This is a genomic window from Stenotrophomonas sp. B2 (assembly GCF_014947095.1).
In the GTDB taxonomy this organism is placed as follows: Bacteria; Pseudomonadota; Gammaproteobacteria; order Xanthomonadales; family Xanthomonadaceae; genus Stenotrophomonas; species Stenotrophomonas maltophilia_P.
In genome coordinates this window covers 1-22136 of sequence record NZ_JADCQA010000019.1, presented here as the reverse complement: position 1 = coordinate 22136, position 22136 = coordinate 1, and the positions used below count along the sequence as shown (strand labels likewise).

Sequence of the window (22136 nt, the reverse complement as noted above, 5' to 3'; positions counted from 1 at the left end):
CGGCATACGCAAGCAGGTCCGTCCATGCACGGGCCACTGCAAGCCATCCGCAAGAAGGAGTCATCCCGCATGAGCGATTCGTTCTCCACCCGCAGCCAGCTGGACGTCGGCGGCAAGACCTACGACTACTTCAGCCTGCCCACACTGGGCCAGCGCTTCGACATCTCCCACCTTCCCTACTCGATGAAGATCCTGCTGGAGAATCTGCTCCGGCACGAAGACGGCGGCGTCACCGTCGGCAAGGAGCACATCGAGGCCGTTGCCCGCTGGAGCCCGGCGGCCGAGCCGGACACCGAAATCGCCTTCATGCCCGCGCGCGTGGTCCTGCAGGACTTCACCGGCGTACCGTGTGTCGTCGATCTGGCCGCCATGCGCGATGCGGTGGTCAAGCTGGGCGGCAAGCCGGAACAGATCAACCCGCAGATCCCTTCTGAACTGGTGATCGACCATTCGGTACAGGTCGATGTGTTCGGCAAGCCGGACGCGCTCGATCTCAATGGCAAGATCGAATTCCAGCGCAACCAGGAACGCTACGGGTTCCTGCGCTGGGGCCAGAAGGCGTTCGACAACTTCAAGGTGGTGCCGCCCAACACCGGCATCGTCCACCAGGTGAACCTGGAGAACCTGGCCCGCGTGGTGATGACCGCGGACAAGGATGGCAGGGCTGTGGCCTACCCGGACACCGTGTTCGGTACCGACAGCCACACCACGATGATCAACGGCATCGGCGTGCTTGGCTGGGGCGTGGGCGGCATCGAAGCCGAAGCGGCCATGCTGGGCCAGCCGTCGTCGATGCTGATCCCGCAGGTGGTCGGCTTCAAGCTCACCGGCCGGCTGCCTGAGGGCGCCACCGCCACCGACCTGGTGCTGACCGTCACCCAGATGCTGCGCAAGCTGGGCGTGGTCGGCAAGTTCGTCGAATTCTATGGCGATGGCCTGCAGCACCTGCCACTGGCCGACCGCGCCACGATCGGCAACATGGCACCGGAATACGGCGCCACCTGCGGCATCTTCCCGATCGACGCCGAATCACTGAACTACCTGCGCCTGTCCGGTCGCAGCGAAGAACAGATCGAACTGGTCGAGGCCTACGCCAAGGCGCAGGGCCTGTGGCACGAACCGGACAGCCCCCATGCCCAGTACAGCACCACGCTGGAGCTGGACATGGGCACGGTGAAGCCGTCACTGGCCGGACCGAAGCGCCCGCAGGACCGCGTGCTGCTGGAAGACGTGCAGAAGAACTACCGCGAAGCCCTGGTCGGCCTGACCAGCAACCGCGACAAGCGCAGCGACGATGTGGCCTCCTTCCTCAACGAGGGCGGCGGCACCGCGGTCGGCAACGAACAGCTGGCCAAGGGCTTCGCCGACATCGAGATCGAAGGCCGGAAGGTCCGCCTGAAGGATGGCGCGGTGGTCATCGCCGCGATCACCTCCTGTACCAACACGTCCAACCCGGCGGTGATGATCGGTGCCGGCCTGCTGGCGCGCAACGCGGCGGCCAAGGGCCTGGATCGCAAGCCCTGGGTGAAGACTTCGCTGGGCCCAGGCTCGCGCGTGGTCACCGACTATCTGGAAAAGGCCGGGGTGCTGAAGGAGCTGGAGAAGATCGGCTTCTACGTGGTCGGCTACGGCTGCACCACCTGCATCGGCAACTCCGGCCCGCTGCCGACCGAGGTCAGTGCCGGCATCGCCGCCGGTGACCTGGTGGTGACCTCCGTGCTGTCGGGCAACCGTAATTTCGAAGGCCGCGTGCATCCCGAAGTGAAGATGAACTACTTGGCCAGCCCGCCACTGGTGGTCGCCTACGCCATCGCCGGCACCACCGACATCGATCTGACCACCCAGCCGCTGGGCACCGGCAGCGACGGCCAGCCGGTCTACCTGCGCGACATCTGGCCGAGCAACAAGGAAATCGGCGATGTCATCGCCGCCACCATCGGCCCGGAGATGTTCAAGCAGAACTACGCCGACGTGTTCAAGGGCGATACGCGCTGGAACACCATCGCCTCGCCGGACGGCAATCTGTACGAGTGGAGCGATGACTCCACCTACATCAAGAACCCGCCGTACTTCGATGGCATGACCATGCAGACCGGCAGCATCGACGACGTGCATGGCGCGCGTGTGATGGGTCTGTTCGGCGACTCGATCACCACCGACCATATCTCGCCGGCCGGCAACATCAAGAAGGATTCGCCCGCGGGGCGTTACCTGCAGGCCCGGGGCGTGCAGCCCGCCGACTTCAACAGCTACGGCAGCCGCCGCGGCAATGATGACGTGATGGTCCGCGGCACCTTCGCCAACATCCGCATCAAGAACCTGATGTTCGGCGGCGAGGAGGGTGGCAACACCCTGTACTACCCGGCCGGCGGTGGTCAGCCGGAGAAGCTGGCGATCTACGACGCGGCGATGAAGTACAAGGCCGACAAGGTGCCGCTGGTGGTGCTGGCCGGGAAGGAGTACGGCACCGGTTCGTCGCGCGACTGGGCCGCCAAGGGCACCCTGCTGCTGGGCGTGAAGGCGGTCATCGCCGAGAGCTTCGAACGCATCCACCGCTCCAACCTGGTCGGCATGGGCGTGCTGCCGCTGCAGTTCCGCAATGGTGAGAACGCGCAGTCGCTGGGGCTGGATGGCTCGGAAGTCATCGATATCACCGGCCTGGAAGACGGTGCCAGCAAGCGCGCCGCGGTCACCGCGACCCGGGCCGATGGCACGCAGAAGCGCTTCGAGGTGTCGGTGATGCTGCTGACACCGAAGGAAGTGGAATACTTCCGCCACGGCGGCCTGCTGCAGTACGTGCTGCGTCAGCTGGCTGCCCGCTGACCCGGCGCGCGGCATCCGGCAGGCGGAAGCCTGGCCCCGGCGTCACCGCCGGGGCGCTGCGGAGGCGCGCGAACCGGTGGTTCGCAACCGCGCCTCCTCGCCCACCACGGCGGCCTGCTGCAGTACGTGCTGCGTCAGCTGGCTGCCCGCTGACCCGGCGCGCGGCATCCGGCGGGCGGAAGCCCGGCCCCGGCGTTACCGCCGGGGCCGAATCGCCCATGAATCATATTTTTGATATTTTTCACCATTCATGCAATTTGCATTAAACAGGCGTAAGGTGATCGCACAGGTCCCCTGGAGCACCGCCATGCTGCACGCCCCCGTCCGCTTCGACCCGATCAACGAGCTGACCCACACCACCGCCTCGTCGGTCAAGGAACATTGGCGCAAGGTCATGCAGGAAGTGCGCGACCAGCACATGGTGGTGGTCACCAATCACAACGAACCGCAGGCGGTGATCGTTTCCATCGAGCAGTACCGCGCGCTGCAGGCCAAGGTCGAAGCGCTGGAAAGCTCGCTGGAGGAACTGCGTGGGCAGGACCCGGCCCTGGCGGATCTGCGTGCCGGCTTCGACCAGCGCCTGGCGGTGCTGCAGCACGCCCAGGCCGGTGATGCTGCACGCGCGCTGCTGCGTCGCCCTGCCCGCCTGAAGGGCCAGGTCAAGGCGGGCACGGGCCACTGATGCCACGCCCGTTCCTGTATGTGCTTGCCGGCGTCAATGGCGCCGGCAAGAGTTCGGTGGGTGGCCACGTGCTGCGCGAAGCCGGCCTGGAATGGTTCAACCCCGATACGTTCGCCCGCGGGCTGCGCGAGCGGGCCGGCCTGGACCCCATGGAGGCCAATGCCGAAGCCTGGCAGGAGGGTGTCAACCGTATCCGCGACGCCCTGGATCACGCCCGCAACCATGCCTTCGAGACCACGCTGGGGGGCAACTCGATCACCGCCCTGCTGCGTGAGGCCAGCCGCACCCATCACGTGCTGATGTGGTTCTGTGGACTGTCCAGCCCGGAGCAGCACATCGCCCGGGTACGCGCACGGGTGCAGGCCGGTGGCCACCCCATTTCCGAAGTCGACATCCGCCGCCGCTGGCCGCTGGCGCAGCAGAACCTGATCGGGCTGATGCCGGTGCTGGCGCAGCTGCAGGTCTACGACAACAGCGCCGACGCCGCGCCGGGCGAGGCCGTGCCCGATCCACAGCTGCTGCTGCAGATGGAGGACGGCCACCTGCAATGGCCGGCCGCCGATGACCTGCAGCAGCTGCAGCGCACGCCCCCATGGGCGACAGCTCTGCTGGAAGCCGCCCTGCGCCTGTAATGCCAAGGGCCGGCAGTGCGCTCAGCGCCGCGGCGCGTCCGGATCGGTGCGCAATGCGCGCAGCAGGCCCAGCATGTAGAACGCCAGGGTGAACGAGAACGGTAGACCGCACAGGACCACGGCCGTCTGCATCGCGCTGAAGTTGCCCGCCAGCAGCAGGCCGATGCTGGCCACGGTGATGCCCACCGCCCAGAACACGCGCAGCCAGATCGGCGCATCGTGACCATCCTCCACCCCGTCGTCGACACGGCGGGTGCACAGGTTGGCGATCATCAGCGTGCCCGAATCGACCGGGGTCAGGAACAGTACGAAACCGATCACCACTGCGGCACCGGCTACATAGGGTGCGCCGGGCAGGTACTCCAGCAGCTTGAACAGGGTCATCGCTGCATCGTGCTGCGCCACCTGCCCCAGCACCGCCTGGCCATGGTTGAGCACCAGGTCGATGGCGGTGTTGCCGAAGATCGACAGCCACGCCAGCGTGAAGCCGAGCGGTATCAACAGCACGCCCATCACTACCTCGCGGATGGTGCGGCCGCGCGAGATGCGTGCCACGAACAGGCCCACGAACGGCGCCCAGGCGATCCACCACGCCCAGTAGAACAGCGTCCAGGAACCCATCCAGGCGCGGCCCTGCGGATCGTTGAGATACACGTCGAAGCTCTTGCGCACGAATGCGCCGAGATAGTCGCCCGTGTTCTGCACCAGGCCATCGAACAGATGCAGGGTCGGGCCGGTAACCAGCACGAACATCAACAGCGCGCACAACAGGCGCACGTTGAGGTTGGACAGCCAGGCGATGCCCTTCTCGACCCCCGCCACCACGCCGATGGTGGCCACCACCATCATCACCAGCACGATCGCGACCAGCACCTGCGGTGTGTCCGGGATGTGGAACAGATAGACCAGGCCGGACTGCACCACCAGCGCACCGATGCCGAGATTGGTGACCATGGAGATCAGCGTGGCGAGAATGCCGAAGCCATCGACCATGTCGCCGATGTGGCCATGGATGCGCTCACCGAAGATCGGATACAGCGCCGAGCGCAATGCCAGCGGCAGGTTGCGGCGATAGGCGAAATAGCCCAGCGCCACCCCGACCAGCGCGTACAGCGCCCAGCCATGCAGGCCCCAGTGCAGGAAGGTCAGCACCATCGCCTCGCGCCCGGCCGCCACCGTGCCGCCCGGCTGGCCCGGCGGGTTGAGGAAATGGTCCAGCGGCTCGTAGGCACCGTAGTACAGCAATGCGATACCGATACCCGCCGAGAACAGCATCGACACCCACGCGACGTAGCCGAAGGCGGGCGATTCCTCGTTGTGGCCCAGGCGGATACGGCCATAGGGCGAGAACGCCAGCCACAGTACGAATCCCAGGCACAGCACGACCAGCAGCATGTACCACGCGCCGAACGCAGCCGAGATCTCGGCCTGCGCCCATTGCAGCCAGTGCTCGCTGGCATCGGGATAGAGGACGGTGAGCAGCCCGAGAATGCCGATCGACACCGAGGAGCTGAGGAAGACAAAGCGGTTCAAGCGCAGGGGCGAGCGCTTGGGGTGAGCCTGGGAAGACATGGGATCGTCTCATCAGTCCGAAGGAGCACATGGGCGGGGCCGGACCGGGAAACCGGGCCCATGGCGTGGGGCGCGAGCGCATCCTAGGGTTTATTGATTGAACGTTCAATCAATAAAAAGCATAATGATGGCCAACCCGACGCCTCGGGTCGCAATCCGTGGAGAGACAATGCCGAAGAAGGGCGTGGAGCCGGTCCGTCGCGAACAGTTGATCCGGGCCACTTTCCAGACCATCGACGAAATGGGCATGGCCGATGCCACCGTCGCCACCATCGCCAGGAAGGCCGGGCTGTCCAGCGGTATCGTCGCCCATTACTTCGGCGACAAGGACGGCCTGCTCAACGCTGCGATGCGGCAGATCCTGCGCGAACTGCGGGACGCGGTCGCCCGCTGCCGGGCCGGGGTCGGCGATGATCCCCGCGACCAGCTGCGCGCCATCGTCGATGGCAACTTCGATGACAGCCAGATCAATGGCACCGCGATGCGTGTCTGGCTCACCTTCTGGGCCGCGAGCATGCACCAGCCGGAACTGGCGCGCCTGCAGCATGCCAACGACCAGCGCCTGTTCTCCAACCTGTGCCACCAGTTCAACCGCGTGCTGCCACGCCCACAGGCACGCCTCGCCGCCCGCGGCCTGGCCGCGATGATCGATGGCCTCTGGCTGCGCGGCAGCCTGGTCGGCGGCGCCTTCGATGCTGACAAGGCCCGACGCATCGCCTACGGCTACATCGACTTCCAGTTGCAGGCCGACGCGCTATAAGCGCTTTCAGCTTCCCGCCCCCTTTCGAGGAGTACGCCCCATGACCACCCTGCCCGTCCAACAGCTCTACATCCATGGCCGCCGGGTCGATGCCACCAGCGGCAAGACCTTCGCCACGGTCAACCCCGCCACCGGTGAGGTCATCGCCGAGGTGCAGGTCGCCAGCCAGGCCGACGTCGAACGCGCCGTCGAAAGCGCTACCGAAGGCCAGAAGGCATGGGCGGCAATGACCGCCATGGAACGCTCGCGCATCCTGCGCCGCGCCGTGGAGATCCTGCGCGAGCGCAATGACGAACTGGCCCACCTGGAAACGCTCGATACCGGCAAGGCGCTGGCGGAAACCACCACGGTGGACATCGTCACCGGCGCCGACGTGCTGGAGTATTACGCCGGCCTGGCGACCGCCATCGAAGGCATCCAGCTGCCGCTGCGCGAATCCAGCTTCTTCTACACCCGCCGTGAACCGCTGGGCGTGGTCGCCGGCATCGGTGCCTGGAACTACCCGATCCAGATCGCCCTGTGGAAGTCGGCGCCGGCACTGGCCGCCGGCAATGCGATGGTGTTCAAGCCGTCCGAGGTCACACCGCTGACCGCCATCCGGCTTGCCGAGATCTACACCGAAGCCGGCGTGCCGGCCGGCGTGTTCAATGTCGTGCAGGGCCCCGGTCGCGAAATCGGCAACTGGCTCACCGAACATCCGGTGATCGAGAAGATCTCCTTCACCGGCGGCGTGGCCACCGGCAAGAAGGTGATGGCTGCAGCCGCCTCCTCCTCGCTGAAGGAAGTGACCATGGAACTGGGCGGCAAATCGCCGCTGGTGATCTGCGATGACGCCGATCTCGACCGCGCCGCCGACATCGCGGTGATGGCCAATTTCTTCAGCTCCGGCCAGGTGTGCACCAATGGCACCCGCGTGTTCGTGCCGCGCGGCATGCTGGCCGCGTTCGAGGCCGCCGTGGTCGAGCGCGTCAAGCGCATCCGCATCGGCGATCCGATGGCCGCGGACACCAACTTCGGCCCGCTGACCAGCTTCCCGCACATGGAGAACGTGCTGCGCTACATCGAAAGCGGCAAGACCGAAGGCGCGCGCCTGCTGATCGGCGGCGGCCGTGCCACCGACGGCACGCTGGCCCAGGGCGCCTATGTGCTGCCGACCGTGTTCTCCGACTGCCGCGACGACATGACCATCGTCAAGGAAGAAATCTTCGGGCCGGTCATGAGCATCCTTGCCTATGACAGCGAAGATGAAGTGGTCCGCCGCGCCAACGACACCACCTTCGGCCTCGCCGCCGGCGTGGTCAGCAAGGACATCAGCCGCGCCCACCGCATCATCCATCGCCTGGAAGCCGGCATCTGCTGGATCAACACCTGGGGCGAATCGCCAGCCGAAATGCCGGTGGGTGGCTACAAGGAGTCCGGTGTCGGCCGCGAGAACGGCCTCTCGACCCTGGGCCACTACACCCGCATCAAGTCGGTGCAGGTCGAACTGGGCGACTACGCCAGCGTGTTCTGAGCCGCGCCCCTCGTCCGGCCACCGCGCCGATCCGACATTCCGCCGGGACGCCTGTTTGCAGCGTGTCCCGGCCCGAAGGAGAACAACCATGAGCACCCATAACGAGTACGACTACATCATCATCGGCGCCGGTTCGGCCGGCAACGTGCTGGCCACCCGCCTGACCGAAGATGCCGATGTGAGCGTACTGCTGCTGGAAGCGGGTGGCCCGGACTACCGGCTCGACTTCCGCACCCAGATGCCGGCGGCGCTGGCGTTTCCGCTGCAGGGCAAGCGCTACAACTGGGCCTACAAGACCGATCCAGAGCCCTTCATGAACAACCGCCGCATGGACTGCGGCCGTGGCAAAGGCCTGGGCGGTTCGTCGCTGATCAACGGCATGTGCTACATCCGCGGCAACGCGATGGACTACGACAACTGGGCGAGCATGCCCGGCCTGGACGACTGGACCTATCTGGACTGCCTGCCCTACTTCCGCAAGGCCGAGACCCGCGACATCGGCCCCAACGATTACCACGGGGGCGATGGCCCGCTGCGGGTGACCACCCCCAAGGCCGGCAACAACGAACTGTTCGCAGCCATGGTTGAAGCCGGCGTGCAGGCAGGCTATCCGCGCACCGATGACCTCAACGGCTACCAGCAGGAAGGCTTCGGCCCGATGGACCGCACGGTCACGCCGAAGGGCCGCCGCTCCAGCACCGCCCGCGGCTATCTGGATCTGGCCAGGCCGCGCCCGAACCTGACCATCGTCACCCACGCGCTGACCGACCGCATCCTGTTCTCCGGCAAGCGCGCGGTGGGCGTGCAGTGGCTGCGCAACGACCAGCCGCAGCGTGCCACTGCCCGCCGCGAGGTGCTGTTGTGCGGCGGCGCCATCGCCTCGCCACAGATCCTGCAGCGCTCCGGCGTGGGCCCGGCCGATCTGCTGCGCAGCCTCGACATCGACCTGGTGCATCACCTGCCGGGCGTCGGCGCCAATCTGCAGGATCACCTGGAGATGTATCTCCAGTACGAATGCAAGAAGCCGGTCTCGCTGGCGCCGGCGCTGAAGCTGTACAACCAGCCGGCAATCGGCGCTGAATGGCTGTTCCTGGGCACCGGTATCGGCGCCAGCAACCAGTTCGAAGCCGGCGGCTTCATCCGCAGCGATGCCGAGTTCGACTGGCCCAACCTGCAGTATCACTTCCTGCCGGTGGCCATCAACTACAACGGGTCCAATCCGATCAAGGCACACAGCTTCCAGATGCATGTCGGCTCGATGCGCTCGCCCAGCCGGGGCCGCATCCATGTCCGCTCCAAGGATCCGCGCGAGCATCCGAGCATCCTGTTCAACTACATGTCGCACGACCAGGACTGGCGCGAGTTCCGCGCGGCGATCCGCATCACCCGCGAGATCTTCGCGCAGCCGGCACTGGCTCCATACAGCGGCCGCGAGATTTCGCCGGGCAGTGCACTGCAGACCGATGCACAGATCGACGCGTTCGTCCGTGAGCATGCTGAAACGGCATACCACCCGTCCTGCTCCAACAAGATGGGCCACGCCGATGATCCGATGGCGGTGGTGGACGGCCAGGGCCGCGTGCATGGTCTGGAGGCCCTGCGCATCGTCGACGCCTCGATCATGCCGCAGGTGGTGACCGGCAATCTCAACGCGCCGACCATCATGATCGCCGAAAAGCTCGCCGACGTGATCCGCGGCCGTGCGCCGCTGCCCCGCAGCACCGCGCCCTACTACAAGGCCAATGGTGCGCCGGTGCGCAGGCAGGGCTGAGCACCGCACGCACCCTGAAACACCCGCCGGGCCTGGCCCTGCGCTGCCAGCGCGGTGGCGCGGGGCCATGCCCGGCGGCCTTTGACGCGATCGCACAGGCCGTCGCGCGATGCCCTCTTCGCGTTTCCCCTACGGCGGGGTATGCTGCAATGACCGGCCGCTGTCAGTACGCTCAGGGTCGGACCCAACAATCACGATTCCTGGAGGGGGAATATGAGTCTGGATCGTCCCTGGCTGCAGAGCTATCCGAAAGGCGTTCCCGCCGAGATCGACGTCAACGAGTTCCATTCGGTAGCCTCCGTCTTCGACGCCTCCGTCGCCAAGTACCGCGACCGCCCCGCCTACTCCAGTTTCGGCAAGGTCCTCACCTATGGCGAGACCGATGCGCTGGTTGACCAGTTCGCGGCCTACCTGCTGGGTGAGCTCAAGCTCAAGAAGGGCGACCGCGTCGCCCTGATGATGCCCAACTGCCTGCAGTACCCGGTCGCCACCTTCGGCGTGCTGCGTGCGGGCCTGACCGTGGTCAACGTCAACCCGCTGTATACCGCACGCGAACTCAAGCATCAGCTGGTCGACGCCGGCGCCTCGGTGCTGGTGGTGGTCGACAACTTCGGCGATACCGTCCAGCAGGTCATCGCCGACACGCTGGTCAGGCAGGTGGTCACCACCGGCCTGGGCGATCTGCTCGGCGCGAAGGGCGCGATCGTCAACTTCGTGCTGAAGTACGTCAAGAAGATGGTGCCCAACTATCACGTGAAGGGCGCCATCCGCTTCAAGCAGGCACTCAAGCTCGGCAGCCGCCACACCCTGCCCGAGGTCGAGATCGACCACGACGACGTGGCGTTCCTGCAGTACACCGGCGGCACCACCGGCGTGGCCAAGGGCGCGATGCTGACCAACCGCAACCTGATCGCCAACATGCAGCAGGCCTCGGCATGGCTGTCGACCTCCGGCATCGAGCCGGGCAAGGAAGTGATCATCACCGCGCTGCCGCTGTACCACATCTTCGCGTTGACCGCGAACGGTCTGGTCTTCATGAAGTTCGGCGGCTGCAATCATCTGATCACCAATCCGCGCGACATGAAGGGCTTCGTCAAGGAGCTCAAGGGCACGCGCTTCACCGCCATCACCGGCGTCAACACGCTGTTCAACGGTCTGCTCAATACGCCCGGTTTCGATGAGATCGATTTCTCGTCGGTGAAGTTCACCCTGGGCGGCGGCATGGCGGTGCAGCGCGCTGTGGCCGAGCGCTGGAAGAAGGTTACCGGGGTGACGTTGGTCGAGGCCTACGGCCTGACCGAAACCTCGCCCGCCGCCTGCATCAACCCGCTTACCCTGCCGGAGTACAACGGCTCCATCGGCCTGCCGATCCCGTCCACCGATGCGTGCATCAAGGACGACAACGGCAACATCCTGCCACTGGGTGAGGTGGGCGAGCTGTGCATCAAGGGCCCGCAGGTGATGAAGGGCTACTGGCAGCGCCCCGAAGAGACCGCCCAGGCGATCGACAGTGACGGCTGGCTGCATACCGGCGACATGGCGAAGATGGATGAACGGGGTTTCTTCTACATCGTCGACCGCAAGAAGGACATGATCCTGGTGTCCGGCTTCAATGTGTATCCGAACGAGGTCGAAGACGTCATCGCGATGATGCCCGGCGTGCTGGAAGTGGCCGCGGTCGGCGTGCCGGACGAGAAGTCCGGCGAAGTGGTCAAGGTGGTGATCGTGAAGAAGGATCCGAACCTGACCGCCGAAATGGTCAAGGAGCATGCCCGGGCAAATCTGACCGGTTACAAGCACCCGCGCATCGTGGAGTTCCGCAAGGAACTGCCGAAGACCAATGTCGGCAAGATCCTCCGTCGCGAGCTGCGCGATACGCCCGCGCAGTAAGGGTTTCCACGGTTCGACGCAGATCAGGGCCCCGCCGGCGACGGCGGGGCCCTTTTCGTTGGCGGCCAGCGCGGGCGGCGGCCGCTTGCAGGCGGTTCACGAGCGGTGCATAGAATCACTCGCCACCGCACGTTCCGCCCACTCCCTCACATTCCATCTCTCCGTCCGCTCTGCGGTTGGCCGGACGGTCACTCGGAGAACACCCATGTCTGCAGTACGCCCCATCATCACCCGTCCGTCGCAGCACCCGACCCTGCGCATCACCGAGGAAACCGAACGGGATGTCTACTGGATCCACATGCATGCCAACCTGGTCAACCAGCCGGGCCGCCCGTGCTTTGCCTCACGCCTGGTAGACGACATCGTCGACTATCAGCGTGAACTGGGAGACCGTCTCAGTGCCGCCCACGTTCTCTCGCCTCACGTGGTCCTGGCCTCCGATAGTGACGTATTCAACCTGGGCGGCGACCTGGAACTGTTCTGCCGGCTGATCCGCGAGGGCGACCGTGCCCGCCTGCTCGACTATGCGCAGCGCTGCGTGCGCGGCGTGCATGCGTTCCACGCCGGGCTGGGCGCACGCGCCCACAGCATCGCGCTGGTCCAGGGCAATGCACTGGGCGGCGGCTTCGAGGCCGCGCTTAGCTGCCATACCATCGTCGCCGAAGAAGGCGTGCTGATGGGACTGCCGGAGGTGCTGTTCGACCTGTTCCCGGGCATGGGCGCCTACTCCTTCCTGTGCCAGCGGGTCAGCCCGCGGCTGGCCGAGAAGATCATGCTGGAGGGCAACCTCTTCACCGCCCGGCAGTTGAAGGACATGGGCCTGGTGGATGTCGTCGTGCCGGTGGGCGAAGGCGTTGCGGCGGTCGAACAGGTGATCCGGGACAGCCGGCGCATTCCGCACGCCTGGGCGGCGATGCGCGAAGTGAACGAGATCGCCACCATGGTGCCGCTGCACGAAATGATGCGCATCACCGAGATCTGGGTCGACACCGCCATGCAGCTGGGCGAGAAGTCGCTGCGGACCATGGACCGGCTGGTCCGCGCCCAGGCCCGCCGCAATGGCGAGGCGGGCTGACAGACCTCGCGGTCAGGAGGGCGTGCGTTCCCCGTCGTCGCGTTGCTGGATGCCTGCGACGCGGGACGCCAGCGCTTTCCTGCCGATGCGCAGTGCACCTACCAGGCTGGACAGGCGCATTGTCCACTCGGCCTTCAATTGCCAGTCGGCCATGCGCATCATCTCGCCACTGGCGGCAGCAACCTGGACCAGGCCCAGGTTGCTCGCCACGCCACGCAGGGCGTGGGCGTGTTCGCGGAAGTCCTCCCAGTCCAGCCGCTCGCCACAGGCCTGCATCTGCGCCATGCTCGCGTCCACATCGACCAGGCACTGGTCGATGAACTTGCGTTCGAAGCCATCGCCCATGCCCAGTGACGCCAGCTCGTCCAGCACGGCGGTGTCGAGTACGCCGTCACCGACCTCCATGGCCGGTACCGACTGGATGCCCGGCTCGGTACGCGTGTTGGCGGCCACATCGGCCAACACCTCCAGCAGACGCGTCGCGACGACCGGCTTGGCCAGGAATGCACGTGCACCTGCCTGCTCACAGCGCAGGATGGATTCCGGGGTGACATCGGCGCTGAGCACCATCACCGGCACATACGGCAGGCCACTGGCCTGCATCACCCGCAGCTGCTTGAGCAGGTCCAGGCCGCTCATGCCGGGCATGTGCAGATCAACGATGGCTGCGTCGTAATTGGCCTGCTCGAGAGCGTCGAGCACCTCGACCCCACCATTGACGCATGTGACCTTGTGGCCGGCCTTCTCGAGCAACCGCTGCAGCACCATGCGGTTGGCGGCATGGTCATCGGCAACCAGCACCCGCAGGCTGCGTACACGGGCCCGATGGCGCAGGAATGGATTGGAGAACGCAATGACGTTGCCGCCCTCCGGCAGCTCGCCCTGCACGTCCGGCGTCGGCGCCACGTCCAGCGCGATTTCCACCCAGAACACGCTGCCGCGCGGCGTGTTCGGCAGGTAACCGACCTGCCCGCCCATCGATTCGACCAGCCCCTTGGCGATCGCCGTACCCAGTCCGGTGCCTTCATGGCGGCGGGCCAGGCCGACGTCGGCCTGCTCGAAGGCGTTGAACAGGCGGCTGCGCAGGGCCACGGGTACGCCGATGCCGCTGTCGAGGATCTCGAAACGCAGCCGGGCACGCTCGCTGCCACGCTCGTCATGGCTGCTGACACGCAGATGGACGAAGCCACTGTCGGTGAACTTCACCGCATTGCCCATCAGATTCAGCAGAATCTGCTGCAGATGGCCGGCGTCGCCGAACAACCGTGGCGGAACGTTGTCGTCCACGTCGACGCGATACTCCAATGACTTGGAACGCGTCTGCGGGGTCAGGATCAGGTTGATCGCCTGCAGCACGTCGGCCAGCGCGAACTCATGCCATTCCACCCGGACCTTGCCGGCCTCGATCGCCGAGATGTCCAGCACCTCCTCCACCAGCGCCAGCAGGCTGCGGGTGGACGCCTGGATGGTGCTGAGGCACTCGCGCTGCTCGTCATCCAGCCGCGTGGTGGCCAGCACTTCGGTCATGCCGGCCAGGCCGTTGAGCGGCGTACGGAATTCGTGGCTCATGTTCGCCAGGAAACGGCTCTTGGCTTCGTTGGCCTGGCGCGCTTCGGCCACCGCACGGGTCAAGGCATGCAGCAGCGAATCGAAGTACAGCGGAATCGCGCCCAGGCCCAGCAGCAGGCCCCAGCCGAGGTAGTCGTGGCTGCGCCAGTAAGGCGACAGCATCACGGTGCACAGGAAAGCCAGGCACCCCATTGCGGTTGCCACCCGCAGGTAGGTGCTGCCGTAGCGCATGCCGTTGCCGATCGTGACCCACAGCATCACCGCGTACAGCGGAGCTGCCGGCTCACCCTGGATGGTCATGATCCAGGCCATGCAGGTGTAGTCGGTCAGCATGCCGATCACGCGGCGGACGTGTGACACCCCGGGATCGACCAGGATCGCCACCAGCAGGCCCGCCGAGATGGCCAGCTCGAAGGCGAGGATCAGCCACGTCGTGGTCAGCGTCTCGCCACCCGCGCTCAGGTAGCGCCAGCCGAGATAGCTGATGAACAGCGCGGTGATCACGATGCGGATCAGGTTCTGCGCGTGCTCGCTGTCCTCGCGTCCGGACAGCCGTTGCTTCACCCGGGCCAGCAGCGACCGGGCCGGGGAGGATTCAACGGCAGGAGTGTCCATGGGGGGATGTCGCATCCGTCGTCGCAACAGGGAGGAGCAGCACAGCGGAACCGCCACCAGGCCCAGCCACAGGGGCACGGCCAGGCTGGGGTTGTCACGCCAGTAGGGTGTCAACAGCACGGTGGTACCGAAGCTGACCAGGGCCATGGCGATCGCCACGCCCAGGTAGCGGTTGCCGAAGCGCAGGCCATTGCCCACCGTGACCCACATCACCACCGCATAGACCCAGGCCAGAGGCTCGCCCATCTGCACCATGCCGACCGTCATCAACCCATAGTCGGCGACCATGCCGACCACCCTGCGCGCATCGGAGCGCCCCGGCTTCCACAGCAACCAGGCGAACAGCAGCAGGGATATCGACAGCCCGGTCAGCACGGTCACGAGCACGCCCTGGTACTGCTCCAGGCGATGCATCCGGGCCCCGGACAGCAGTACGTAAACCAGGATCAGCGAGATCAGCGCGATCCGCACGATCACCTGCCCGTGCTCGGAGTCGGGCCGCTGCGACAGCCGGCGCTTCAGCCGTGCGAACAGGTCCTGCATCTCATCCACCCGGTCGCGTGGAGGCCGTCGAGTGCTGCGCGCAGATGTCCAGCAGTTGCTGGCGGCCCCGCAGCAGCGCATCCACGCAGCGGGGGTCGAACAGGCGGCCACGCTGGGCATACAGATAGGCCAGCGTTGCTTCCATCGTCCAGGCTTCCTTGTATGGACGCGGGGAAATCAGGGCGTCGAAGACATCGGCGACGGCAACGATGCGCGCTTCCAGTGGAATCGCTTCGCCTACCAGCCCATCGGGGTAACCGCTGCCGTCGTAGCGTTCATGGTGGCGCAGCGCGATCAGCGCACCGACCTGGATGAAGCGGTTCTGGCTGCCGCTGAGCAGTTCATGGCCGATGCGCGGGTGACGGCGCATGATCGCCAGCTCCTCTTCATTGAGCTTGCCCTGCTTGAGCAGCACCGCATCCGGTATGGCGATCTTGCCCATGTCGTGCAGGGGCGCCGCCATCTCGATCAGCCGCACCTCGTCTTCCGGCAGGCCCAGCTGCTCGGCGATAAGCCCGGCCACGCGGGCCATCCGCTCCAGGTAGGCACTGGTGCCGGCGTCACGAAACTCGATCGCACGAGCCAATCGCGACAAGGTCTCGCGCTCCCGCTCCTCGACCTCGTGCATGCTGGCGAGCAGGCGCTGTTCCAGTGACAGCGCGCGCTGTTTCACGTTCTCGGTCTGCTGGCGCAGCTGCAGCAGGTTGTAGCAGCGCGCCCGCAGTTCGCGCGGGCGGATCGGCTTGACCAGGAAGTCGATCACGCCTGCCTCCAGCGCGGCCTGCCGGATCGGCTCGTCGCCCACCACGGTGATCAGGATCACGGGGATGTCGCGATGTTTGGGCAGGCGCCGGAAGCGGCGGGCGAATTCCAGCCCGTCCATTTCCGGCATGCGGTAGTCGAGCAGCAGCAGGTCGACCGGGTGCGATTCGCACCAGGCCAGCGCGGTCAGGGGATCGCCGAAGTCATGCACGCTCAGTTCCGGCGCGATGTCCTCGATGACGTGCCGCAGCATCGTCCGCGCGGAGGTCTGGTCATCGACGATGACGATGTTCAACGTGTACTCCGCCTGGTTTCTCGACCACGCTTGGTCATCAGCAGGCGTGGAAACGCTGCCGCTGCGCACGCTGGCACCCTGCATCGGACTGACTCCCGTGTCATGCGTCCCGGTTCATGATCGTGGTCACATTGTGAAGCGGGCTCTCCACATTGCGCTCTTCCCCGTCACCGATCAAGCCATAGCCGGCGTCAAGGTAGTGCAATTACGATACGCCGAGTGCCAGAGACGTCAATTGCGCCGTCCCGTTTCGGGACGGCGCGCACAAACGGGAGTCACAAAACCCCGGCTCAGTGCTCCGGACGCATGTACGGGAACAGCAGCACGTCGCGGATGGAGCTGCTGCCGGTCAGCAGCATCACCAGGCGGTCGACGCCGATGCCGAGGCCGCCGGTCGGCGCCATGCCGTACTCCAGCGCGCGGATGTAGTCGGCGTCGTAGTGCATGGCCTCGTCATCGCCCCCCTCCTTGGCGGCCACCTGGGCCTGGAAACGCTGGGCCTGATCCTCCGGATCGTTCAGCTCGGAGAAGCCGTTGGCCAGCTCCTTGCCGTTCACGAACAGCTCGAAGCGATCGGTGTAGCCGGGGTCGTTGTCGTTGGCACGCGCCAGCGGCGAGACCTCCACCGGATGATCGGTGATGAAGGTGGGCTGGATCAGGGTGTGCTCGACGGTGGCTTCGAAGATCTCCAGCAGCAGCTTGCCCCAGCCGTAGGACGGCTTGACCTTGATCTTCAGGCGCTCGCAGTGCCGCAGCAGCGCTTCGCGGTCGGTGCAGTCGGCAGCGGAGATCTCCGGATTGTGGTGCCGCACGGCCTCGTCCATCCGCCAGCGGCGGAACGCCGGGCCGAGATCGATCTTCGCGCCGTCCCACTCCACTTCGGTAGTGCCGTTCACCGTCCTGGCCACGTCCCGGATCACGCCTTCGGTCAGGTCCATGATCTCGTTGTACGTGGCGTAGGCCTCGTACAGCTCCATCATGGTGAACTCCGGGTTGTGCCGGGTGCTGACGCCTTCATTGCGGAAATTGCGGTTGATTTCGTACACCCGCTCCAGGCCACCGACGGTCAGGCGCTTCAGGTACAACTCCGGCGCCACGCGCAGGTACAGGTCCAGGTCCAGCGCGTTGTGATGGGTGGTGAACGGCTTGGCCGCCGCACCGCCGGGGATGTAATGCATCATCGGCGTCTCGACTTCGAGGAAGTCGCGGTTGTCCAGCCACGCGCGCATGGCACGGATGATCTTCGAGCGCTTGATGAACACCGCGCGCGACTCCGGGGTCACGATCAGATCGACGTAACGCTGGCGGTAGCGCTGCTCGACGTCGGCCAGGCCATGCCACTTGTCCGGAAGCGGACGCAGCGACTTGGTCAGCAGTCGGATCGTTGCGGCCTTGACCGACAGTTCACCGGTGCGGGTACGGGTCAGGCCGCCCTCGACGGCGATGATGTCACCCACGTCCCAGCCCTTGAAAGCAGCGTAGTCATCGCCCAGGGCCGCGCCCTGCAGGAACAGCTGGATGCGGCCGGACTCGTCCTGGATCTGGGCGAAGCTGGCCTTGCCCATGATGCGCTTGGCCATCAGGCGTCCGGCCATGCGCACCTGGCGGCCATTGGCTTCCAGGGCCTCGGCGGTCCAGGTTTCGGCGTCGCTGTACTCGTCCTGCAGCTGGCCGGCGAAGTCCTCGCGACGGAAGTCGTTCGGGTACGCGATCCCCTGCCCGCGCAGCGCTTTGAGTTTCTCGCGGCGCTCGGCGATCAACTTGTTTTCGTCGACGGAAGGGGTTTCGGTAGCTTCGCTCATGGATCTGCGGGAATCGTGTAGTTGGGGGAGTCTTGCGCCCGGCACGGCCGGCTGCACAGCATAGCAAAACCACCCTGCCCCGGCCTGGAGAGGGGTCAGATCCCTTTGCCCAGCAAAGGGATCTGACCCCGTTTGGCGGTAGCGCCGGGCCATGCCCGGCGGTCAGTCGGCAGGAATCCCCGGGCGTGGCCCGGCGCTACCTCAGGCATTCCCGGGGAACGCCTGCCGCAATTCATCCACCAGCACCCGCTCGTTCTCCGAATAGTCGATTGGCACCGACACCAGGTGCACCCCGCCTTCGTTGAACGCCGCCTCCAGCGTCGGGATGAACTGCTCGATGGCCGTCACTTCGTGGCCCTTGCAACCATAGGCCTCGGCGTACCTGACGAAGTCAGGATTGCCGAAGGTCATCCCATAGTCGGCGAAGCCATCCACCGCCTGCTTCCAGCGGATCATGCCGTAGGCACCATCGTTGAGGATCAGCACCACCAGGTTCAGCCCCAGCCGCCGCGCGGTTTCCAGCTCCTGGCTGTTCATCATGAAGCCGCCGTCGCCACACACCGCCAGCACCCGGCGCTGCGGGTACAGGATCGAGGCCATGATCGCCGAAGGCAGGCCCGCACCCATCGTGGCAAGCGCATTGTCCAGCAGCAGCGTATTGGCTACCTGGGTGCGGTAATTGCGCGCGAACCATATCTTGTACATGCCATTGTCCAGCGCCACGATGCCGTCGGGCGGCATCACCCGGCGCACGTCGTGGACCAGCCGCTGCGGGGTGAACCCGGCCTCTTCGGCACGGTCGGCGAGATGGTCGAGGATGGTGGCCCGCAGCGGCAGCAGTGCATCGGCATGGGCCACCTGGCCTTCAATGCGGTCGGCCAGCTGGGTCAGCGAGCGGCCGATATCGCCGATCACCTCCACCTGCGGGAAGTAGACCTGCTCGACCGCCGCCTGCGAATAGCCGATGTGGATGACGGTCGGTCCGCCGGGTCGCATCACGAAAGGCGGCTTCTCGGTCACTTCATGGCCGATGGTGACGATCACGTCGGCCTGGTCGATGGCCATGTGCACATAGTCGCGCTCGGTCAGCGCGGCGGTCCCCATGTACAGGCCCGATCCGCCCGCTACCGCACCCTTGCCCATCTGCGTGGTGAAGAAGGGAATGCCGGCACGCAGTACGAAGGCTGACAGCGCCTCGCTGGACTGCGGCCGTGACGCCGCGGAGGCGATCATCAGCAGCGGATGCTTCGCATTGCGGATGATCTGCGCGGCGCGATCGAGCGCCTCGGGACTGGCGATCGGTCGATCCACCGCATGCGTCGGGATCAATGCCACATCCTCGACTTCAGTGGCCGCGATGTCCTCCGGCAGTTCCAGCAGGACCGGGCCCGGACGTTCTTCCTGCGCGACACGGAATGCCTCGCGGACGATGGTCGGGATGGTGCGCGCCGATACGATCTGCCGCGCCTGCTTGGTCAGCGGCTTCATCGTGCTGACGATGTCGACGATCTGGAAGCGCGCCTGCTTGCTGGCGACGATGCCCTTCTGCCCGGTGATCATGATCACCGGCCATGCGCCCAGCAGCGCGTAGGCCGCACCGGTGGTGAAGTTGAGGGCACCCGGGCCGAGCGTGGCCAGGCACACGCCCGGCTTGCCGGTCAGGCGTCCGTAGGTGGCCGCCATGAACACCGCCGCCTGCTCATGGCGGGTGATGACCAGCTCGATGCTGGAATGGCGCAGCGACTCGACGACATCGAGGTTCTCTTCGCCGGGAATACCGAAAATACGTTCGACGCCCTCGTTCTCGAGCGCCGCGACAAGCAGATCTGAACCCTTGGACATGGGAATGCCGTCCCTCTTCACTGGACTGGTGGTGGATCGTTACAGGAAGGATGCAAGCCGTGCGTCAACGACGGTCGAACCACACGGTCTGCGCGTTCACGAACTCGCGGATGCCGAAATGCGACAGCTCGCGGCCGAAGCCACTCTTCTTCACGCCACCGATCGGCACGCGCGGGTCGGACGCGGAGAAGCCGTTGACGAACACGCCCCCGGTCTGCAGTCTGCGTGCCAGCCGCATCGCGCGCTCGCGATCGCCGCTCCACAGGTTGCCGCTGAGGCCGAATTCGCTCTGGTTGGCGAGCTCCACCGCATGATCGGCATCGCGTGCGCGGCTGATCGAAGCCACCGGGCCGAAGGTCTCGGTATCGAACGCCTGCATGCCCGGCTCGACACCGGCCAACACCGTGGGGGCATAGAAGCTGCCCGGACGATCCAGCTGATGACCGCCGACCAGCAGCTGCGCGCCGGCCTCTACCGATGCACGCACCTGCGCATCGAGCTGCTCGAGCAGGTCCTGCCGGGCCATGGGACCGATGCGGTTGCCGGGTTCACGGCCATCACCGACGGTCAGCGCCTGCACCTTCGCGCAGAACTGCGCCACGAAACGGTCGTACACGCCGTCCTCGACGATGATGCGCTTGCCGGCGATGCAGACCTGTCCGGTGTTCTGGAAGCGCGAGGCGAGTGCCGCATCCACCGCCGCGTCGAGGTCGGCATCGTCCAGCACGATGAAGGGGTCCGAGCCCCCCAGTTCCAGCACGACCTTCTTCAATGCCTGCCCGGCCTGCGCGGCAATGCTGCGGCCTGCGCCGACGCTGCCGGTCAGGGTGACGGCTGCGATGCGGTCATCGGCGATGGCACGGCTGGTGCCCTCACGGCTGATGTTGGCGGCGATGAAGGTGCCTTCCGGCAGGCCCGCGTCGCGCCAGGCGGCGTCGAGCAGATGGGCGGTACCGACGATGTTCTCGGCCGGCTTGAGCAGGAAACCATTGCCTCCCATCAGGATCGGCACCGCTGCGCGCATCACCTGCCAGTACGGGAAATTCCACGGCATGATGCCCAGCACCACGCCCAGTGGCAGGTAGGACACGTAGGCCTTGTCATCGGGAACCAGCGTCGGCTCGTCGCGCAGGTACTGTGCGCCGTTATCCGCATACCACTCGCAGAGCACCGCGCACTTCTCGATTTCGGCCAACGATTCGGCATGGACCTTGCCCATTTCGGCGGTGGCCAGCGCCGCAAGCGATTCGCGGTCGCGGCGCAGGACCGCGGCCATCGCACGCAGTACATCGGCGCGCTGCTCCAGCGACTGCGCGCTCCAGGCGGCAAAGCCGGCCTGGCCTCGATCGAGGATCACCTCCAGCTCGGCGTCGGTAACGAAGGGATGGCGGGCGATTTCCTGGCCGGTGGCCGGATCGAGGGAAATCGCAATGGCGGGGGCAGCGGACATGCAGGGCTCCTGTTGTCTCGGCAACGGGCCGATTGCCCGTCTCCTGTCAGGAATGTGGACCCGAAGCTGCCGCGCAACAAGGCGTCTGCTTATCCTGTGACCTGCACTTACCTGCCTGAATGGGGTTGCTGGCAGGGCTGCGCCCTGCCCCCTACGCCACAGCCCAGCAACAGCAGAAGCTGGATTCCTGCGGGATGGCGGGGGTGGGGCCGATGGCGGGAGACGCCGTGAACCCCGCCATGGGGGCTTGGCAGCCGCATCCATGCCGCGGACACAGTTTCCCGAGATCTGTTGGAAGTACTCTCGGGGTCAGATCCGTTTTCCGCAGGAAAACGGATCTGACCCCGGAATTTCATTCGATATCTGAAAGATGTGTCGACCAAGGTCGACACCCACCCACAGCCGCGGGGAATTGTCAGAGGCGGGGCGGCGTCGGAGTGCGGGGTGTCAGCCGCATGGATACGGCTGCCAAGCCCCCATGGACGGGTTCACGGCGTGCCCGCACTTCGACGCCGCCCCGCCATCCCACGGAAAGCACGC

14 protein-coding genes are annotated in these 22136 nt (G+C 65.9%); 8 read left to right on the top strand and 6 right to left on the bottom strand.

Translation table 11 applies throughout. The features are described from left to right. Positions 1-69 precede the first annotated feature (69 nt). From acnA to IMX13_RS17800, 3 genes are all read left to right on the top strand, one after another. The gene (acnA, locus tag IMX13_RS17810; RefSeq protein WP_193396855.1) at positions 70-2823 is read left to right on the top strand and encodes an aconitate hydratase AcnA; all 2754 of its coding nucleotides are present in this window, start codon (positions 70-72) and stop codon (positions 2821-2823) included. 307 nt (positions 2824-3130) lie between these two features. Beyond that, positions 3131-3505: a type II toxin-antitoxin system Phd/YefM family antitoxin gene (locus tag IMX13_RS17805; protein ID WP_053520391.1), complete on the top strand. Its 375-nt coding sequence runs from the start codon at positions 3131-3133 to the stop codon at positions 3503-3505. Beyond that, positions 3505-4137 carry an AAA family ATPase gene (locus tag IMX13_RS17800; protein WP_193396854.1) on the top strand — a complete coding sequence of 211 codons (633 nt, stop codon included), beginning with the start codon at positions 3505-3507 and terminating at the stop codon, positions 4135-4137. Before IMX13_RS17805 ends, IMX13_RS17800 begins: the two co-directional genes overlap by 1 nt. Before the next feature lie 21 nt (positions 4138-4158). On the opposite strand, the gene IMX13_RS17795 is transcribed toward IMX13_RS17800, so the two are convergent. After that, positions 4159-5709, bottom strand: a complete 1551-nt coding sequence (locus IMX13_RS17795) for a BCCT family transporter (RefSeq protein ID WP_193396853.1) — start codon at positions 5707-5709, stop codon at positions 4159-4161. A 169-nt stretch (positions 5710-5878) separates the two neighbouring features. Here IMX13_RS17795 and betI point away from each other — a divergent pair, with 169 nt between their 5' ends. From betI to IMX13_RS17770, 5 genes are all read left to right on the top strand, one after another. Further along, positions 5879-6469 (top strand): transcriptional regulator BetI, encoded by a 591-nt coding sequence (gene betI / locus IMX13_RS17790; protein ID WP_053520388.1) that lies wholly within the window; start codon positions 5879-5881, stop codon positions 6467-6469. 40 nt (positions 6470-6509) lie between these two features. After that, complete coding sequence (betB, locus tag IMX13_RS17785; RefSeq protein WP_193396852.1) at positions 6510-7982, top strand: betaine-aldehyde dehydrogenase; 1473 nt, start codon at positions 6510-6512, stop codon at positions 7980-7982. 88 nt (positions 7983-8070) lie between these two features. Beyond that, on the top strand, positions 8071-9753 hold the full coding sequence (betA, locus tag IMX13_RS17780; protein WP_053520386.1) for a choline dehydrogenase: 1683 nt from the start codon (positions 8071-8073) through the stop codon (positions 9751-9753). Positions 9754-9966: 213 nt separating this feature from the next. Then, entirely contained in the window at positions 9967-11643 is a 1677-nt protein-coding gene (locus tag IMX13_RS17775; RefSeq protein ID WP_193396851.1) for a long-chain fatty acid--CoA ligase, read from the top strand. 205 nt (positions 11644-11848) lie between these two features. Continuing rightward, on the top strand, positions 11849-12718 hold the full coding sequence (locus IMX13_RS17770) for a crotonase/enoyl-CoA hydratase family protein (protein ID WP_053520223.1): 870 nt from the start codon (positions 11849-11851) through the stop codon (positions 12716-12718). Between the two features lie 12 nt (positions 12719-12730). Here IMX13_RS17770 and IMX13_RS17765 read toward each other — a convergent pair whose 3' ends face one another. The 5 genes from IMX13_RS17765 to IMX13_RS17740 form a co-directional block, all read right to left on the bottom strand. Further along, the gene (locus IMX13_RS17765; RefSeq protein WP_227255503.1) at positions 12731-15445 is read right to left on the bottom strand and encodes a response regulator; all 2715 of its coding nucleotides are present in this window, start codon (positions 15443-15445) and stop codon (positions 12731-12733) included. Between the two features lies 1 nt (position 15446). Further along, positions 15447-16586, bottom strand: coding sequence for a two-component system response regulator (locus IMX13_RS17755; RefSeq protein WP_053520222.1), 1140 nt, complete (start codon positions 16584-16586; stop codon positions 15447-15449). Between the two features lie 206 nt (positions 16587-16792). Further along, a complete protein-coding gene (gene lysS / locus IMX13_RS17750) occupies positions 16793-18304 on the bottom strand; it encodes a lysine--tRNA ligase (RefSeq protein WP_053520221.1) in 1512 nt (503 codons plus the stop codon). A 201-nt stretch (positions 18305-18505) separates the two neighbouring features. Then, complete coding sequence (locus IMX13_RS17745; RefSeq protein WP_193396850.1) at positions 18506-20146, bottom strand: acetolactate synthase large subunit; 1641 nt, start codon at positions 20144-20146, stop codon at positions 18506-18508. Positions 20147-20210: 64 nt separating this feature from the next. Beyond that, a complete protein-coding gene (locus IMX13_RS17740) occupies positions 20211-21596 on the bottom strand; it encodes an NAD-dependent succinate-semialdehyde dehydrogenase (RefSeq protein WP_193396849.1) in 1386 nt (461 codons plus the stop codon). Positions 21597-22136 lie beyond the last annotated feature (540 nt).

Excerpts from the sequence above, each read along its gene's own strand:
- acnA (WP_193396855.1), top strand. The coding sequence starts at position 70 with ATGAGCGATTCGTTCTCCACCCGCAGCCAGCTGGACGTCGGCGGCAAG.
- IMX13_RS17805 (WP_053520391.1), top strand. The coding sequence starts at position 3,131 with ATGCTGCACGCCCCCGTCCGCTTCGACCCGATCAACGAGCTGACCCAC.
- IMX13_RS17800 (WP_193396854.1), top strand. The coding sequence starts at position 3,505 with ATGCCACGCCCGTTCCTGTATGTGCTTGCCGGCGTCAATGGCGCCGGC.
- IMX13_RS17795 (WP_193396853.1), bottom strand. The coding sequence starts at position 5,709 with ATGTCTTCCCAGGCTCACCCCAAGCGCTCGCCCCTGCGCTTGAACCGC.
- betI (WP_053520388.1), top strand. The coding sequence starts at position 5,879 with ATGCCGAAGAAGGGCGTGGAGCCGGTCCGTCGCGAACAGTTGATCCGG.
- betB (WP_193396852.1), top strand. The coding sequence starts at position 6,510 with ATGACCACCCTGCCCGTCCAACAGCTCTACATCCATGGCCGCCGGGTC.
- betA (WP_053520386.1), top strand. The coding sequence starts at position 8,071 with ATGAGCACCCATAACGAGTACGACTACATCATCATCGGCGCCGGTTCG.
- IMX13_RS17775 (WP_193396851.1), top strand. The coding sequence starts at position 9,967 with ATGAGTCTGGATCGTCCCTGGCTGCAGAGCTATCCGAAAGGCGTTCCC.
- IMX13_RS17770 (WP_053520223.1), top strand. The coding sequence starts at position 11,849 with ATGTCTGCAGTACGCCCCATCATCACCCGTCCGTCGCAGCACCCGACC.
- IMX13_RS17765 (WP_227255503.1), bottom strand. The coding sequence starts at position 15,445 with ATGCAGGACCTGTTCGCACGGCTGAAGCGCCGGCTGTCGCAGCGGCCC.
- IMX13_RS17755 (WP_053520222.1), bottom strand. The coding sequence starts at position 16,586 with ATGCAGGGTGCCAGCGTGCGCAGCGGCAGCGTTTCCACGCCTGCTGAT.
- lysS (WP_053520221.1), bottom strand. The coding sequence starts at position 18,304 with ATGAGCGAAGCTACCGAAACCCCTTCCGTCGACGAAAACAAGTTGATC.
- IMX13_RS17745 (WP_193396850.1), bottom strand. The coding sequence starts at position 20,146 with ATGTCCAAGGGTTCAGATCTGCTTGTCGCGGCGCTCGAGAACGAGGGC.
- IMX13_RS17740 (WP_193396849.1), bottom strand. The coding sequence starts at position 21,596 with ATGTCCGCTGCCCCCGCCATTGCGATTTCCCTCGATCCGGCCACCGGC.